This window comes from Micromonospora sp. NPDC049004 (assembly GCF_040649315.1).
GTDB lineage: Bacteria > Actinomycetota > Actinomycetes > Mycobacteriales > Micromonosporaceae > Micromonospora.
Genome location: NZ_JBEZFG010000007.1, coordinates 173,257 through 188,841, shown reverse-complemented (window position 1 = coordinate 188,841; position 15,585 = coordinate 173,257). Strand labels below are relative to the sequence as shown.

At 71.3% G+C, this 15,585-nt stretch carries 12 protein-coding genes and 1 tRNA gene; 6 read left to right on the top strand and 7 right to left on the bottom strand.

Translation table 11 applies throughout. The annotated features are described in order from the left end of the window. Positions 1 to 90: 90 nt before the first annotated feature. The 4 genes from thrC to argS all read right to left on the bottom strand — a co-directional run bounded on the left by thrC (position 91) and on the right by argS (position 5,649). Positions 91 to 1,140: a threonine synthase gene (thrC, locus tag AB0B97_RS22005; RefSeq protein ID WP_357495978.1), complete on the bottom strand. Its 1,050-nt coding sequence runs from the start codon at positions 1,138 to 1,140 to the stop codon at positions 91 to 93. Between the two features lie 135 nt (positions 1,141 to 1,275). Next, the gene (locus AB0B97_RS22000; protein WP_357496251.1) at positions 1,276 to 2,586 is read right to left on the bottom strand and encodes a homoserine dehydrogenase; all 1,311 of its coding nucleotides are present in this window, start codon (positions 2,584 to 2,586) and stop codon (positions 1,276 to 1,278) included. Positions 2,587 to 2,594: 8 nt separating this feature from the next. Further along, a complete protein-coding gene (gene lysA / locus AB0B97_RS21995; RefSeq protein WP_357495976.1) occupies positions 2,595 to 3,980 on the bottom strand; it encodes a diaminopimelate decarboxylase in 1,386 nt (461 codons plus the stop codon). Between the two features lies 1 nt (position 3,981). Then, on the bottom strand, positions 3,982 to 5,649 hold the full coding sequence (gene argS / locus AB0B97_RS21990) for an arginine--tRNA ligase (protein WP_357495974.1): 1,668 nt from the start codon (positions 5,647 to 5,649) through the stop codon (positions 3,982 to 3,984). A gap of 97 nt (positions 5,650 to 5,746) precedes the next feature. Here argS and AB0B97_RS21985 point away from each other — a divergent pair, with 97 nt between their 5' ends. The 4 genes from AB0B97_RS21985 (at position 5,747) to AB0B97_RS21970 (ending at position 8,442) form a co-directional block, all read left to right on the top strand. Continuing rightward, positions 5,747 to 6,547 (top strand): DUF3105 domain-containing protein, encoded by an 801-nt coding sequence (locus AB0B97_RS21985; RefSeq protein ID WP_357495972.1) that lies wholly within the window; start codon positions 5,747 to 5,749, stop codon positions 6,545 to 6,547. 8 nt (positions 6,548 to 6,555) lie between these two features. Then, complete coding sequence (locus AB0B97_RS21980) at positions 6,556 to 7,224, top strand: DUF305 domain-containing protein (protein ID WP_357495971.1); 669 nt, start codon at positions 6,556 to 6,558, stop codon at positions 7,222 to 7,224. Positions 7,225 to 7,580: 356 nt separating this feature from the next. Then, positions 7,581 to 8,276 (top strand): winged helix-turn-helix domain-containing protein, encoded by a 696-nt coding sequence (locus tag AB0B97_RS21975; RefSeq protein ID WP_234585888.1) that lies wholly within the window; start codon positions 7,581 to 7,583, stop codon positions 8,274 to 8,276. A 91-nt stretch (positions 8,277 to 8,367) separates the two neighbouring features. After that, a tRNA-Arg gene (locus AB0B97_RS21970) sits at positions 8,368 to 8,442 on the top strand. A 109-nt stretch (positions 8,443 to 8,551) separates the two neighbouring features. Here the strand turns inward: AB0B97_RS21970 and AB0B97_RS21965 are convergent. After that, on the bottom strand, positions 8,552 to 9,526 hold the full coding sequence (locus AB0B97_RS21965; RefSeq protein WP_357495970.1) for a transcriptional regulator: 975 nt from the start codon (positions 9,524 to 9,526) through the stop codon (positions 8,552 to 8,554). 107 nt (positions 9,527 to 9,633) lie between these two features. Between AB0B97_RS21965 and AB0B97_RS21960 the strand changes: the two genes are divergently transcribed. Then, on the top strand, positions 9,634 to 10,059 hold the full coding sequence (locus tag AB0B97_RS21960) for a VOC family protein (protein WP_357495969.1): 426 nt from the start codon (positions 9,634 to 9,636) through the stop codon (positions 10,057 to 10,059). Positions 10,060 to 10,117: 58 nt separating this feature from the next. Here AB0B97_RS21960 and AB0B97_RS21955 read toward each other — a convergent pair whose 3' ends face one another. Continuing rightward, the gene (locus AB0B97_RS21955) at positions 10,118 to 12,244 is read right to left on the bottom strand and encodes an ABC transporter permease (protein WP_357495968.1); all 2,127 of its coding nucleotides are present in this window, start codon (positions 12,242 to 12,244) and stop codon (positions 10,118 to 10,120) included. 124 nt (positions 12,245 to 12,368) lie between these two features. Here AB0B97_RS21955 and AB0B97_RS21950 point away from each other — a divergent pair, with 124 nt between their 5' ends. Next, the gene (locus tag AB0B97_RS21950; protein WP_357495967.1) at positions 12,369 to 12,995 is read left to right on the top strand and encodes a TetR family transcriptional regulator; all 627 of its coding nucleotides are present in this window, start codon (positions 12,369 to 12,371) and stop codon (positions 12,993 to 12,995) included. Between the two features lie 64 nt (positions 12,996 to 13,059). Here AB0B97_RS21950 and AB0B97_RS21945 read toward each other — a convergent pair whose 3' ends face one another. Then, the gene (locus AB0B97_RS21945) at positions 13,060 to 15,441 is read right to left on the bottom strand and encodes an excinuclease ABC subunit UvrA (protein WP_357495966.1); all 2,382 of its coding nucleotides are present in this window, start codon (positions 15,439 to 15,441) and stop codon (positions 13,060 to 13,062) included. Positions 15,442 to 15,585 lie beyond the last annotated feature (144 nt).

The window sequence follows — 15,585 nt, the reverse complement described above, 5'->3', positions numbered from 1 at the left end:
CGGGCGGGGATAGGTGAAAGTGTGCCGGACTCGATCACCTGGACCCCCGCCGCCCCCAGGGCGGCCCACCGCCGGTGGGTCGTACCGCTCTCAGGCCAGGTCGAGGGCGCGGGCCGCGGCCAGCGGATCGTTGCCGATGGTCACCGGAGCGGGCGCGGTGGAGATCGCCCACTCCGGGTCCTTCAGGCCGTGACCGGTCACCGTGCAGACCACCGTCGAGCCGGCCGGAACCGCGCCCGCCGCGGCCTGCTGGAGCAGGCCGGCCACGCTGGCCGCGCTGCCCAGCTCGACGAAGACCCCCACCTCGCGGGCGAGCAGCCGGTACGCGGAGAGGATCTCCCGGTCGGTCACCGCCGCGATCAGACCGCCGGAGGCGTCCCGGGCGTCGAGCGCCTTGGTCCAGCTCGCCGGGTTGCCGATCCGGATGGCGGTGGCGATCGTCGACGGCTCCGGCACGACCTGGCCGGTCACGATCGGCGCCGCCCCGGACGCCTGGAAGCCGTACATCTTCGGCGCCCGCGTGGTCGTGCCGGCGGCGTGCTCCTCGGAATATCCCATCCAGTACGCGGAGATGTTGCCGGCGTTACCGACGGGCAGGCAGTGGATGTCGGGGGCGTCGCCGAGCGCCTCGACGATCTCGAAGGCGGCGGTCTTCTGGCCGTGCAGCCGGTCGATGTTCACCGAGTTGACCAGCGCGACCGGGTGATCCTGGGCCAGCTTGGCGGCGAGCGCGAGGCAGTCGTCGAAATTGCCGCTGACCTGGAGCAGCTTCGCCCCGTGCACCAGCGCCTGGGCCAACTTGCCGAGGGCGATCTTGCCCTGCGGCACCAGCACCGCGCAGGTCAGCCCGGCCCGGGCCGCGTACGCCGCGGCGGAGGCGCTGGTGTTGCCGGTGGAGGCGCAGATGATCGCCTTGTTGCCGGCCTCGACCGCCTTGGAGACCGCGAGGGTCATCCCCCGGTCCTTGAAGGAGCCGGTCGGGTTGGCGCCCTCCACCTTCAGGTAGACGTCGCAGCCGAGCCGGGCCGAGAGCACGGGCGCCGGCAGCAGCGGGGTGTTCCCCTCGTGCAACGTGACGACCGGCGTGGCCGCGGTGACCGGCAGCCGATCCCGGTACGCCTCGATCAGACCCCGCCACATGTCGCTCTCCTCGCCTCTACCTCTGCACCGACCCGAGCATCAGGCCACCCTGGACCACCCTGCCGCAGCCATCGAGGGCACACCCCGGGTTACCCACCTGGCGGGACGGGCGGGCCGCCCCGGTGGTTCAACGACTCAGGCGCCGCCCTCGACCCGCAGCACACTCGTCACCGACCGGACGATGTCCAGCCCGCGCAGCTCGACCACTGTCGCGGCGAGCGCGGCGTCCGGCGCCACGTGGGTGACGATGACCAGCTCGGCGTCGCCGTCCCGGCCGGGCATGCCGCTCGCCGAGCCCTGCCGGACGGTCGCGATCGACACGTCGTGCCGGGCGAACACGCCCGCCACCGCGGCCAGCACACCCGGACGGTCGGCCACGTCCAGGCTCACGTGGTAGCGGGTCAGCGCCTCGCCCATCGGCCGCACCGCCAGGGCCGCGTACGCGCTCTCGCTGGCCGCGCGCACCCCGGCGAGCCGGTTGCGGGACACCGCCACCACGTCGCCGAGCACGGCGCTGGCGCTCGGTGCGCCACCCGCGCCCCGGCCGTAGAACATCAGTTGCCCGGCCGCCTCCGCCTCGACGAAGACCGCGTTGAACGCGTCGCCGACGCTGGCCAGCGGGTGGCTGCGCGGGATCATCGCCGGGTGGACGCGGACACTGACCGTCTCCTGACCGGCCGCGTCGACGCCCCGCGCGGCGATGCAGAGCAGCTTGATCGTGCAGCCCATCGCCTGGGCGCTGGCCATGTCCGCGGCGGTCACCTCGGTGATGCCCTCGCGGTGCACGTCGGCGGCGCCGACCCGGGTGTGGAACGCCAGCGAGGAGAGGATGGCGGCCTTGGCCGCGGCGTCGAAGCCCTCGACGTCGGCGGTCGGGTCGGCCTCCGCGTACCCCAGGGCGGTGGCCTGCTCCAGGGCCTCCGCGAACCCGGCGCCTGTCGTGTCCATCGCGGAGAGGATGAAGTTGCTGGTGCCGTTGACGATGCCGGTGACCCGGTTGATCCGATCGCCGTGCAGCGACTCGCGTAGCGGGCGCAGCAGCGGGATCGCGCCGGCGACCGACGCCTCGTAGTAGAGGTCGCCGCCGCCCTCGGCCGCCGCCTCGTGCAGGGCCACCCCGTCCTCGGCGAGCAGCGCCTTGTTGGCGGTGACCACGCTCTTGCCGGCGCGCAGCGCCTCGACCAGCCAGTCGCGAGCCGGCTCGATGCCGCCGACCACCTCGATCACCACGTCGACGTCGTCCCGTTTGATCAGGCCGAGCGCGTCGGTGGTGAACAGGGCGTCGTCGACCGGAAGGTCACCGCGGTCGCGGCCGAGCCGGCGGACGGCGATGCCGGCGAGCTCCAGTGGAGCGCCGATGCGGGCGGCCAGGTCGGCCGACTGCTCGTGCAGCAGCCGGACCACCTCCTGGCCGACCGTGCCGCAGCCGAGCAGTGCCAAGCGCACAGGTGACGTCATCCCACATCCAATGCCAGCAGATCGTCTTCGGTCTCCCGCCGGACGATCAGACGCGCCTGGCCGTCGCGGACCGCGACGACCGGCGGCCGGGGCACATGGTTGTAGTTGCTGGCCATGCTCCGGCAGTAGGCGCCGGTGCCGGGCACCGCGACAAGATCTCCGGGCTGCACGTCGGCGGGCAGGAATTCATCCTTCACCACGATGTCCCCGGACTCACAATGCTTTCCCACCACGCGGGCGAGCAGCGGCTGCGCTGTCGAGGCGCGCGAGGCCAGCGTCGCCGAGTAGGACGCGTCGTAGAGCGCGGTGCGGATGTTGTCGCTCATCCCGCCGTCGACGCTGACGTACGTGCGGAGGCCGTCGAGGTCCTTGACCGTGCCCACCTCGTAGAGGGTGAACACGGCCGGACCGACGATGGCCCGGCCCGGCTCGATCGACAGGTGCGGCACCGCCAGGTTCTCCGCCGCGCACTCCGAGTCGACGATCTTGCGCAGCCGCTTGGCCAGGTCCTGTGGGGTGGCCGGGTCGTCCTGCGTGGTGTACGCGATGCCGAACCCACCGCCCAGGTCCAGCTCGGGCAGCTCCACCCCGCGCGCGTCGCGGATCTGCGCCTGCAGGGCGAGCACCCGGCGGGCCGAGACCTCGAACCCGCTGGCGTCGAAGATCTGCGAGCCGATGTGCGAGTGCAGGCCGCGCAGCTCCAGCACGTCCTCGTCGAGGATCTTGAACGCGGCGTTGGCTGCCGCGCCGCCGGCCAGCGAGAAGCCGAACTTCTGGTCCTCGTGGGCGGTGGCGATGAACTCGTGGGTGTGCGCCTCGACGCCGACCGTCACCCGGACCAGCACCCGGGGCCGCACCCCGCGCTCGCGGGCCAGCGCGGTGAGCCGGTCGATCTCGGTGAACGAGTCGACGATGATCCGACCCACCCCGGCGTCCAGCGCGCGGCCCAGCTCGGCGACCGACTTGTTGTTGCCGTGGAAGCCGATCCGCTCCGGCGGCATCCCCGCCGAGAGCGCGGTGGCCAGCTCACCGCCGGTGCAGACGTCGAGGTGCAGGCCCTCCTCGGCGATCATCCGGACCACCGCGCGGCAGAGGAACGCCTTGCCCGCGTAGAAGACGTCCTCGGTCGGGAAGGCCGCCCGGAAGTCGCGGCAGCGCGAGCGCAGGTCGGCCTCGTCGAGGACGTACACCGGGGTGCCGAACTCGGCCGCGATGTCGCGGACGCTCAGGCCCGCGACGGCGACCGCGCCGTCCGCGCCGCGCGTCACGCTGCGCGGCCACAGCGCCGGCACGAGGGCGTTGACGTCGGCCGGGGTACGCAGCCAGGCCGGCCCCTGGTTGCTGATGTCCGCGTGCAGCGCACCAGCCTCGTGAGCCCGCATGTCACATCCTCTCGGGTGCGGAGACGCCGAGCAGGTGCAGGCCGTTGGCGATCACCGTGCGGGTGGCGTTGTTGAGCCAGAGCCGGGCCCGGTGCCTGTCGGTGACCTCCTCGTCGCCCAGCGGCAGCACCCGGCAGTTGTCGTAGAAGCGGTGGTAGGAGGCGGCGACGCTCTCCTCCAGGTAGCGGGCCACCCGGTGCGGCTCGCGCAGCTCGGCGGCGGTGGCGACCACCGCCGGGAACTCGGCGAGCGCCTTGAGCAGCTCGTTCTCCTTCTCGTGGTCGAGCAGCTCGGGGCGGAACGCGTCGGCGTCGCCCGGGACCAGCCCCACCTCGGCGGCATTGCGGGCCACCCCCGCCGTCCGGGCGGCCACGTACTGCACGTAGTAGACCGGGTTGTCGCGGGTCGCCCGGGTCCACAGCTCGATGTCGATGTCGATCGGGGAGTCGCTGGAGTAGCGGGCCAACGCGTACCGGGAGGCGTCCACGCCGATCGCCTCGACCAGGTCCTCCAGGGTGATCACCGTGCCGGCCCGCTTGCTCATCCGCATCGGGGCGCCGTCGCGCAGCAGGTTGACCAGCTGCCCGATGAGGATCTCCAGGTTGCGCTCCGGGTCGTCGCCGAAGCAGGCGGCCATCGCCTTCATCCGGCCGATGTAGCCGTGGTGGTCGGCGCCCAGCATGATCACGACCCGCTCGAAGCCGCGCTCGCGCTTGTCGAGGTAGTAGGCGCAGTCCGCGGCGAAGTACGTCCACTCGCCGTTGGACTTGCGCAGCACCCGGTCCTTGTCGTCACCGAAGTCGGTGGTGCGCAGCCAGGTCGCGCCCTCGGACTCGTAGACCCGGCCCTGCTCGCGCAGCCGGGCCAGTGCGAGGTCCAGTTCGCCCCGGTCGTGCAGGTCCTTCTCGTTGAAGTAGGTGTCGAACTCCACCCCGAAGTCGCGCAGCGACGAGCGGATCTCGTCGAACATCAACGCGACGCCCTCGACCCGGAACACCTCCTGGGCGGCGGCGTCGTCGAGGGTCAGCACGTCGGGCCGGCGGGCCTGCACCTCGGCGGCGATCTCGGCGATGTACGCGCCGCCGTAGCCGTCCTCCGGCGCGGGCTCGCCCTTGGCGGCGGCGAGCAGCGAGCGGGCGAACCTGTCGATCTGGGAGCCGGCGTCGTTGAAGTAGTACTCCGTGCCCACCTCGGCGCCGGTGGCCCGCAGCAGCCGGCTCAGCGCGTCGCCGACGGCCGCCCAGCGGACCCCGCCGATGTGCACCGGGCCGGTCGGGTTCGCCGAGACGAACTCAAGGTTGATCTTCTCGCCGGCGAGCCGGTCGCTGCGGCCGTACTCCGCGCCGGCCTCGACGATCAGGCGGGCGAGCTGGCCGGCGGCGGCGGCGTCCAGCCGGATGTTCAGAAAACCCGGACCGGCGATCTCCACCGACTTGATCCCCGGCGCCCGGCCCAGCTCGTCGGCCAGAGCGGTGGCCAGCTCGCGCGGCGGGACGCCCACCTTCTTGCTCAACTGCAGAGCGAGCGTGGAGGCGTAGTCGCCGTGCTCGGGGTTCCGAGGTCGCTCCACCACCGTGTGCTCCGGCAGCGCGGCGTGATCCAGACCACGGTCGGTGAAGACGGCGTGGGCGGCGGTGAGGACGACCGAGGCGAGTTCTGCAGGAGTCACCCAACCATGTTATCGGGGGTAGACTCGGGCACTCGGCGGCAACCCTGCGCGTCATCCGGCCCGCCACTCCCCTGACCGACCGACCTGACGAGGCACGATGAGCATCAGCACCCCGGGCGGCCCTGAGCGCCGCCCGACCGTGGTCAGCACCGGCAAGAAGCCGGCCGCGGGCCGGCCGGCGTCCGGCGCCAAGGCCGGCACCGGCAAGCCGGCCGGCACGCCACGGGCAGGCGGCAAGGGCCCCCGCAAGCCGGTCACCCCGGTCAAGGTGAGCCAGGGCCGGGCCTGGGGCCCGATCGCGCTCTTCGTGACCGTGGGCGTGCTGGCCGCCGGCATCATCGGCTACGGCGCCTGGGCGTCGTTCCAGGGCTCCAAGCCGTGGGACAAGCGGGCGAACTCGATCGACGGCATCGTCAACTACCGCAAGACCGATCCGGACAGTTTGAAGTACGAGGCGCACAAGTCCGGCCCGCTCACCTACAAGTACTCGCCGCCCGTCGGCGGCGTGCACAACGCGGCCTGGCAGAACTGCATGGGTGACGTCTACGACGCCCCGATCGCCAGCGAGAACGCGGTGCACAGCCTCGAGCACGGCGCGGTCTGGATCACCTACCGCCCGGGCCTGCCGCAGGACCAGATCGACAAGCTCGCCGGCAAGGTGCGCGGCGTCGAGAAGACGATGCTGAGCCCGTACGAGGGCCTGGACAAGCCGATCTCGCTCCAGGCGTGGGGCTACCAGCTCAAGGTCGACAACGCCGACGACAAGCGGATCGACGAGTTCATCAAGGACCTGCGGGTGAACGCCTCCGTCGAGGGCCCGACCGCGCTGTGCAACACGGGTATCACCGCCACCGGCACCACGCCGCGTGACCTCCAGCAGCAGCCCCCGACCCAGTAAGGACGGCGATGACAGCCCCCGCCACCACCGACACCGAGCACGACGACGTCGTGGCCGCCCCGGACGAGGGCGGCCCGGCACCGGCGCGGCGCTACGGCGTCGCGGCGCTCGCCATCATGGTGGTGGTGGGCCTGCTGATCGGGTACGCCGGCGGCCTGCTCACTCCTCGCCTCACCCGACCCGGTGACTCGTCGGTCGAGGCGGGTTTCGCGCGGGACATGACGACCCACCACGCTCAGGCGGTGGAGATGAGCCTGATCGCGTACCGGTCGGCGACGCTGCCCGAGGTGCGACAGATAGCCGTCGACATCGCCACCGGTCAGCAGGGCGAGATCGGCGCCATGCAGACCTGGCTGCGCGACTGGCAGCTGAGCCCGACCGGGTCGCAGCCGCCGATGTCGTGGATGTCCGACGGCGCCGCGGTCAAGGACGGGCTGATGCCGGGCATGGCCACCCCGGAGCAGATGGCCTCGCTGCGCGACGCCAAGGGCATCGAGGTGGACCGGCAGTTCCTCGCCCTGATGTACAACCACCACCTCGGCGGGATCCACATGATCGACGCGGCGCTCGCGGAGACCGACAACGCCGAGGTGGTCCGCATGGCCCAGACCATGAAGACCACCCAGCAGTCCGAGCTGAACAACCTCCGGCAGCTCCAGGCGCAGGCCAAGGGCTGACCGGCCGTACGGGCACACCGGGCCCGCGTTCCCGCCGCTCGCCGGCGTGGACGCGGGCCCGACGCCTGTCCACACCCCCCACCCCTGCCGTCCCGCCCTGCCTCAAGATCCGCGCAGTTTCCGGGATGTTGCTGTCTCGCAGCGCCGGGAGGCAGCAACATCCCGGAAGTTGTGCGGATCTTGGCGGCTCCGGGCGGATTCCACCCCCTGCCGACCCACCCACCACCCCTCGGCCGCACCCTTCATGCACTTAAGTCCGGTTTGGTCGATTCGAGCGTCACGGGCGATTACGTTGCTTAGAGAGTTTTCTCCATACATATCGTGACCAGTTGTGATTCGGGCTCGTTGCCCAAGACGTGGGGGTTGCACTCAGAGACGCACGGCGCTCGGTGACCAGTTGGTGCCGACGCCACACCATCGGCGGTGACGGGGCGGTGGCAGCCGTCCGTCGCGGACAGCGGCAGGGCGAGCCGGGAACGCTCAGTCGCGAACAGGAACTCGAACTGATCGACACACTCCGGGGCGTCCACCCCGACGAGTTCGGCCTGGACGAGGAGTTGTGGACGCGGCAGAGCCTCACCACGCTCATCCAGCGCCGGTTCAACCTCCCGCTGGACGCGGGGGCGGTCGGGGCGTACCTGCGGGCCTGGGGGTTGGGTCCGCGGGAACCGCGCGAGCGGGCCTGCGGGCTCTGCGTCAGCGCGGTCGAGCGCTGGGTACGCAGCGAGTACCCGGCGATCACCCGGACGGCACAGGAGCACCTGGCCGAGGTCTACTGGATCGGTCGGGTCCGGCTGCGCGGCACCATGCCGGCGGCGGACGTGATCTCCGCGGTCTCGTCCCGGGGGCGGGTGCGCTTCATGATCACCACGCCGACCGTGGACCCGCCGCTCCCCCGCGACTTCGTGCTGCGACTCAGCGGCGAGGAGCAGCGCACGGTGCACCTGATCGTGGACGGGTCCTGGCCGCGCAACGAGTGGCCACGCCGGCTCCCCCGGCGGATCGTCCTGCACCCGCTGCCCAGTTGTGGGCGGGCCATCGCAGCGGCCTGAGCACGGACGGGCCGATCACCGACACGATCGGCTCGTCCGATACCGATTCGGCGTACGCGGAGGAGGTTTGCTAGTCTTCTCCAGTCGCTGAGCCCCCGTAGCTCAGGGGATAGAGCACCGCCCTCCGGAGGCGGGGGCGCAGGTTCGAATCCTGCCGGGGGCACCAAGAAAAGTTTCACCGCCGGGCGCAGAGGCAGACCGCCTCCACGCGCCCGGTTTTGCGTTTCCGCTCCCCGAAGCCCGCGACGAGCCGTGTGCGCACGGCCGCCGCGCGTCTAGCCGGGCCGGGCCGCGTCGGCGTAGCGGCGGGCGAGACCGCCGAAGGCAGCCTTGAGCTCGGCGGGCCCGATCACCTCGATGTCCGCGTCGAACCTGCCGAGCGCGGCGGCGAGGCCGACCCAGGACCAGGAGCCCTGTACGAGCTTGCAGCGCTCGGGGCCGACCTCTTCGACAAGCCCGTCGCGGGTGTACGCGGCGACGACGACGGCGGGAAGGCCGATGATGACCTCGCCAACGCAGGGCCACGCCGAGGCGTCGGTGGAACCTCGGAAGCGGCCCGTGACGTACGTGGCCACGTCTCCCATGGGCAGTTGTCGTGGGGTGAAGCGTGGTCCGGTCGGGGTACGCGGGCTGACCCGGTCGCAGCGGAAGGTTCGCCAGTCGTCTCGGTCGAGGTCCCAGGCGACGAGATACCAGCGCCCCTTCCAGGTGACGAGGTGGTGGGGCTGCACGCGGCGGGGCGGCGCGTCGGCGGCGGCGCTCGTCGAGGCGTAGTCGAAGCGCAGAACCTCGCGGGCGTGGACGGCCGCGCCGATGGCTGCCAGCACGGTGCCGTCGACCGGGCAGGCCGGCCCGGTCGTGGGTTGTCCGACGGCGGTGACCTGGAGGGCGTCGACGCGGTGCCGCAGCCGGCTGGGCATGACCTGCCGGATGGTGTTCAGCGCTCGCGCCGCGCCCTCCTGGATGTCCGCCCCGGAGAGGGCTGCCACCTGGAGTGCGACGGCGATGGCGACGGCCTGCTCGTCGTCGAACAGCAGCGGTGGCAGTTGGGCGCCAGCGTCGAGCCGGTAACCGCCGTCCGGGCCCTTGAAGGCTCTGACGGGGTAGCCGAGCTCGCGCAGCCGGCCGACATCGCGTCGCACCGTACGCGGGCTCACGTTCAGCCTCTCGGCCAGGAGACCGCCAGGCCAGTCACGTCGGGCCTGGAGGAGCGAGAGCAGCGACAGCAGTCTCGCGGAGGTCGTGGCCATGCCCCCGAGTGTGCCCCGGGTAGCGGACACAACCTGACCGCTACCCCTGCCATCGTCGGCGTTGCACCCGGGCAACAGCCACGGGTCACGTCACACGAGGAGCAGCAATGAGCATCAACACCGTCGCCCACATCAACCTTCGGGGCAACGCGCGGGCCGCCCTCGATTTCTACCGGTCCGTCTTCGACGGGGACCTCGCCGCGGTGACCTACGCCGACGCCCACAACGTGCAGACCCCGGACGAGGCCGACCAGATCATGTGGGGTCAGGTCACGTCCGCCGAGGGCTTCCAGATCATGGCGTACGACGTGCCGTCGGCGCGGCCGTGGAGCCAGGGCGAGAGCCCGTTCTTCGTCTCGGTCCGGGGCAGCGACGCCGACGAGATCACCGGCTACTGGAAGAAACTGAGCGAGGGCTCGACAGTCCTGGTCGACCTCGCACCCGCCGGCTGGGCTCCCCTCTACGGCATGCTCACCGACCCGTTCGGCGTCACCTGGGTGCTGGACGTCGCCGTCGAGTACGACCCGGCCTGACCAGAAGGAGCAAGCCCACCGCCGATCGCGAGGGATCGGCGGTGGGCTGCGGTGCCGCTCAGTGCGCCTCGGCCGGCACCAACCTCGGGTGCACCTCGGGTGCCGCACCCGCATCCGGGTCGCCGGAGTCCGCGCGGCGTTTGAGCCACCTGTCGATCACGAGGTTCAGGACGAGCCCGACAGCGCCCCAGATGGCGATGACCAGCAGGTTCTGTCCAACACCGACGCCGTCGAAGTACCGCAGCGATCGGGCGATGTCGACAGCCGCGGGCAGCGGCAGCACGTCCTGCAGGGGGCGGAACACCTCGGGGACCAGGTATACCGACATGCCACCGCCGGAGGCGGGCACGCCGGCCATCATCAGCACCAGCATCATCGGGATGATGCCGGCCAGGCCGACGGTGCGGGTGAGCACTCCGGTGGCCAGGGAGACCGAGAAGATGGTCAGGGCGCCGTAGGCGATCGTCTCCAGGGCGTTGCCGCTGATCGCGCCGATGACGACGTCGAAGAGGAACCACAGCCAGACGGACATGCCGATCGCCCAGCCGCCCAGCAGCGGCAGGAACTGGGGCACGCGACGCACGTGCGGGGCACCACCGCGCAGGACGGCCAGGAACAGGAAGCCGGCCATGATCCAGGACATCCCGACGTACATGCTGTTGCTGCCGCCGGTGTCGGTATCGCTCAGGGGTTGTACGTCGGTCAGCGTGAGCGGGAGGTCCTGGGCCGCGGTGATCGGCTGGAAGATCGCGCGGATCGCGGACTGCTGGCTGGCGTTGGCGGCGGACGCCGAGTACAGCGTCGCGGGAGTGTCGGGCGCCGACGGCAGGACGAAGGCGGCGACCACTTCACGGGTACGGATCTGCTCGGTGGCCTCGTCCACCGTGTCGGCGACTGTGACGTCGAGGATGCCGTCAAGCTGTGCGTTGAGGCCGGCGGCGGTCTGCTGAGCCTGCCCGGGGGCGGCGGCGACAACGACGACCGGGATGTCGTGCGGTTGCGGTTTGTGCATGGAGAACCCCATGGCGCCCACGACGACCACGAGGATGGCCAGCGGGAAGCCGGCCGCGGCCACGTACCGGAATCGCTTGGAGCGCGGTGGCCCGCCGGCCAGAGCGGGGGCCTTCGCCTCGGGGTCGGCGATCGGAGGGACGCCGGGGATCGTGTTGCCGCTCGCGCTGCGCTCCTTGAGCAGGCAGAGCGCGAGGGCGACCACGAGCCACACGGCCAGGACGATCAGGTGGGCGCCCAGGCCGTTGCCGTCGAAGTACAGGACCGAGCGCAGTGCCTCACCGGCCGCCGGGAGCGGCAGCACGCCGTGCAGGAACTGGAAGAACCCGGGCATGTTGTGCACGGACAGGGCCAGGTTGGACGCGGGCATGCCGAACACGACCCAGAGCAGCATGCCGGGCAGCACCGCGAGGGGTCCGACGAACTTGGAGAGCAGCAGCTGGGCCAGGCCGACGGCCGCGGTGGCGAGCATGCCGACGCCGAGGAAGGTGAGGTAGTGGCCGTCGACGGCTCCCACGACGGGCCCGAGGATGAGCCAGATGATCGAGCTGGTGACCGCGGACCAGCCGGCCAGAACGGGCAGGAACCGGCGCAGCCGCAGCAGGTGGGGGACGCCCATCACCATGATGCTCAGTGGCACGTACCCGGCCAGCATCATGCCCATCGCGGCGAACAGGACCGCGATGCCGGCCGAGTCACCGGCGGGGAGCGGCGCGACGTCCTCGGCGGTGGTCTGCCAGCTGTTCTGGAGGGCCACGGGCGCGAGCAACTGCTGGACCGTGGCGTTCTGCGAGGCTCCGGCCGCCGAGGCGGTGAGGATCGTGGCGTTGGCGCTGCCGTCGGTGGGCAGGACGAGCGCCCCGGCGGCTTCCTGGTCGTGCAGCAGGTCGACCGCGTCGTCGCGGGTGGCCACCAGGGTGGCCTCGGTGCTGTCGGCGGCGTTGAGCCCGTCGACGACGGCCTGTGCCGGGGCGCCGCTGCCGACGACCGCGACCGGCATGTCCCGGGGGTGCGGTGAATGCATGGTCGACATGTAGGTCGCGAACATCATCGTGACGATGAGGAAGGGCATCACGAACAGGGCGACCATTCGGATGATCTGTTCCTTGCGGTCCGCGCCGGGCGGGCGGCCGTCCACCACGTCGGCAGCCTCGATCACGGCTTCGGTATCCATGCACGCTCCAGAGCAGTTTGTACGCCAGTTGACTTACAAACTGTAGGCGGCGGATGCCGGAACCAGGAATCCGGCTAGGTTGACCTGAGTCACATCCGGGCGAAGACACGAGGGGGCCGGGGTCATGAGGCGGTCCGAGGCGGCACGCACCGCGCTGCTGGACGCGGCGGAGCGGCTGTTCGCCGAATCGGGAGTCGCCGAGATCTCCGACCGCCGGGTGGCCGAGGCGGCTGGCAACACCAACCACTCGGCGGTGCGCTACTACTTCGGCGGGCGCGAGGGCCTGCTGAAGGCGCTCATGGCCCGCCACGTGCACGCCGTGGCGGAACAACGCGCTCAGATGCCCCCGACCGACGACTCCATCCTCGGCGACATCCGCGGTCTCGTGGAGCCGAGCATGCGGGTTCTCGATCAGCTACCGCGCCCGAGCTGGCGGGCCCGGTTCCTGGAACACATGCTGCACAACCCCACCACTGTGCCGATCATGCGCGAAGCCCAGGACACCACGCCACAGGCGTTGGAGCTGCGCGAGTCCCTGGCCGCGCGGCTGCGGCACCTCGACCCGGAGGTGGTCGCCGGCCGTGCGCTCCTGATCACCCGCATCGTCAGCACCACGACGGCCGAGGTCGAGGCACGCGCCGAACGCACCGGCGAAGACCCGCAATGGCCCGAGGTCGGCGACTTCCTCGTCGACGCCATCACCGGAATGCTCAGCGCCCCGATCAGCCGGCCACGCCTACCCGAACGCTGATCGCCGGGACCCGGCCCCGGTCCCGGTGAGGCCGACGCCGCTGCCGCGCGCCGGCCCCGGGGGCTCACCTGCCGACGTACGCCGCCAGGTGCTCACCGGTGAGGGTGGAGCGGGCGGCCACGAGATCGGCCGGGGCGCCCTCGAAGACGATCCGGCCGCCGTCGTGGCCGGCGCCCGGGCCGAGGTCGATGATCCAGTCGGCGTGCGCCATGACCGCCTGGTGATGCTCGACGACGATCACCGACTTGCCGGAGTCGACCAGTCGGTCCAGCAGGCCGAGCAGCTGCTCGACGTCGGCGAGGTGCAGGCCGGTGGTCGGCTCGTCGAGGACGTATACGCCACCCTTCTCGGCCATGCGGGTGGCCAGCTTGAGTCGCTGCCGCTCGCCGCCGGACAGGGTGGTCAGCGGCTGGCCGAGGCTGAGATAGCCGAGCCCGACGTCGACGAGCCGATCGAGGATGGCGTGCGCGGCGGGCGTACGCGCCTCGCCGGCGGAGAAGAACGCCTCGGCCTCGCGCACCGACATGGCGAGCACCTCGCTGATGTCCCGGCCACCGAACCGGTACTCCAGGACCGACGCCTGGAACCGCCTGCCCTCGCACTCCTCGCAGGTGGCGGCGACACCGGCCATCATCCCCAGATCGGTGTAGATGACGCCGGCGCCGTTGCAGCCGGGACAGGCGCCCTCGGAGTTGGCGCTGAACAGGGCCGGCTTCACACCGTTGGCCTTCGCGAACGCCTTGCGGATCGGGTCGAGCAGCCCCGTGTACGTCGCGGGGTTGCTGCGGCGCGAGCCGCGGATCGCGCTCTGGTCGACCGACACCACGCCGTCGCGGTCGGACACCGAGCCGTGGATCAGCGAACTCTTGCCCGAACCGGCCACACCGGTCACCACCACGAGCACGCCGAGCGGAATGTCGACGTCGACGTCGCGCAGGTTGTGGGCGTTCGCGCCCCGCACTTGCAGCACACCCGACGGCGTCCGTACGGAGGTCTTCAGGCGGGCCCGGTCGTCCAGGTGCCGCCCGGTCAGCGTGTCGCTGGCGCGCAGCCCGTCGACGGTGCCCTCGAACACCACCTCGCCTCCGCCCGTGCCCGCGCCCGGCCCGAGATCGACGACGTGGTCGGCGATCGCGATCGCCTCCGGCTTGTGCTCCACCACCAGGACGGTGTTGCCCTTGTCCCGCAGGCGCAGGAGCAGGCCGTTCATCCGCGCGATGTCGTGCGGGTGCAGCCCGATCGTCGGCTCGTCGAAGACGTACGTGACGTCGGTGAGCGACGACCCGAGGTGGCGGATCATCTTGGTGCGCTGCGCCTCGCCTCCGGAGAGGGTGCCCGAGGGGCGGTCGAGCGACAGGTAGCCCAACCCGATCTCCTCGAACGAGTCGAGGAGGTGTTGCAGGCCGGTGAGCAGCGGCGCCACCGACGGCTCTTTGATGCCCCGGACCCACGCCGCCAGGTCGCTGATCTGCATCGCGCAGACGTCGGCGATGCTCTTACCCGCGATCTTCGACGACCGGGCCTCGGCGCTGAGCCGGGTGCCGGCACAGTCGGGGCAGGTCGTGAACGTCACCGCACGGTCCACGAAGGCGCGGATGTGCGGTTGCAGCGTGTCGATGTCCTTGGCGAGGAACGACTTCTGGATCTGCGGGATGAGGCCGACGTACGTCAGGTTGATGCCGTCGACCTTGATCTTGGTCGGCTCCCGGTGGAGCAGGTCCTGCAACTCCTTCTTGTTGAACTTGGCGATCGGCTTGTCCGGGTCGAAGTAGCCGCAGCCCCGGAAGATCCGGCCGTACCAGCCCTCCATGCTGTAGCCGGGGATCGTGATCGCGCCCTCGTTGAGCGACCTGCTGTCGTCGTACAGCGCCGACAGGTCGAAGTCGGTGACCGCGCCCATGCCCTCGCAGCGCGGGCACATGCCGCCGAGTCGGTTGAATGTCGCCTTCTCGGTCTTCGTCTTGCCGGCACCGCGCTCGACGGTGATCGCGCCGGTCGCCCGCACCGACGGGACGTTGAAGGAGAACGCGTTGGGCGAGCCGATGTGCGGCTGCCCGAGCCGGCTGAAGAGGATGCGCAGCATCGCGTTGGCGTCCGTGGCGGTGCCGACCGTGGAACGGGCGTTGGCGCCCATCCGCTCCTGGTCGACGATGATCGCCGTGGTCAGCCCGTCCAGTACGTCGACCTCGGGCCGGGTCAGCGTCGGCATGAAGCCCTGCACGAAGGCGCTGTAGGTCTCGTTGATCATCCGCTGCGACTCGGCCGCGATGGTGCCGAACACCAGCGAGCTCTTGCCGGAGCCGGAGACCCCGGTGAACACCGTCAGTCGGCGCTTCGGAAGCTCGACCGTGACGTCCTTGAGGTTGTTCACGCGCGCGCCCTGCACCCGGATCAGGTCGTGCCGGTCGGCGACGTGCGCCGCGGGCGGGTCCGTGGCCTTGCTCATCGTGTCTCCATCTTCTCGGGCGGGCGGGGCCCCGGGGTCGGGGGGGGGGGGGGGCGGGCCGGCCCCCCCCCCCCCCCGCGCGGCCCCCCCCCGCCCCGCCGGGAAGGATCTTCCATGGCAGTCTCCGAGACCGTCGCCGCCCCA

What these genes read in the sequence shown, in the direction of transcription:
- AB0B97_RS21945 (WP_357495966.1), bottom strand. Translation starts at nt 15,441, where the DNA reads ATGAGCAAGGCCACGGACCCGCCCGCGGCGCACGTCGCCGACCGGCAC.
- AB0B97_RS21960 (WP_357495969.1), top strand. Translation starts at nt 9,634, where the DNA reads ATGAGCATCAACACCGTCGCCCACATCAACCTTCGGGGCAACGCGCGG.
- AB0B97_RS21950 (WP_357495967.1), top strand. Translation starts at nt 12,369, where the DNA reads ATGAGGCGGTCCGAGGCGGCACGCACCGCGCTGCTGGACGCGGCGGAG.
- lysA (WP_357495976.1), bottom strand. Translation starts at nt 3,980, where the DNA reads ATGCGGGCTCACGAGGCTGGTGCGCTGCACGCGGACATCAGCAACCAG.
- AB0B97_RS21955 (WP_357495968.1), bottom strand. Translation starts at nt 12,244, where the DNA reads ATGGATACCGAAGCCGTGATCGAGGCTGCCGACGTGGTGGACGGCCGC.
- AB0B97_RS21980 (WP_357495971.1), top strand. Translation starts at nt 6,556, where the DNA reads ATGACAGCCCCCGCCACCACCGACACCGAGCACGACGACGTCGTGGCC.
- thrC (WP_357495978.1), bottom strand. Translation starts at nt 1,140, where the DNA reads ATGTGGCGGGGTCTGATCGAGGCGTACCGGGATCGGCTGCCGGTCACC.
- AB0B97_RS21985 (WP_357495972.1), top strand. Translation starts at nt 5,747, where the DNA reads ATGAGCATCAGCACCCCGGGCGGCCCTGAGCGCCGCCCGACCGTGGTC.
- AB0B97_RS21965 (WP_357495970.1), bottom strand. Translation starts at nt 9,526, where the DNA reads ATGGCCACGACCTCCGCGAGACTGCTGTCGCTGCTCTCGCTCCTCCAG.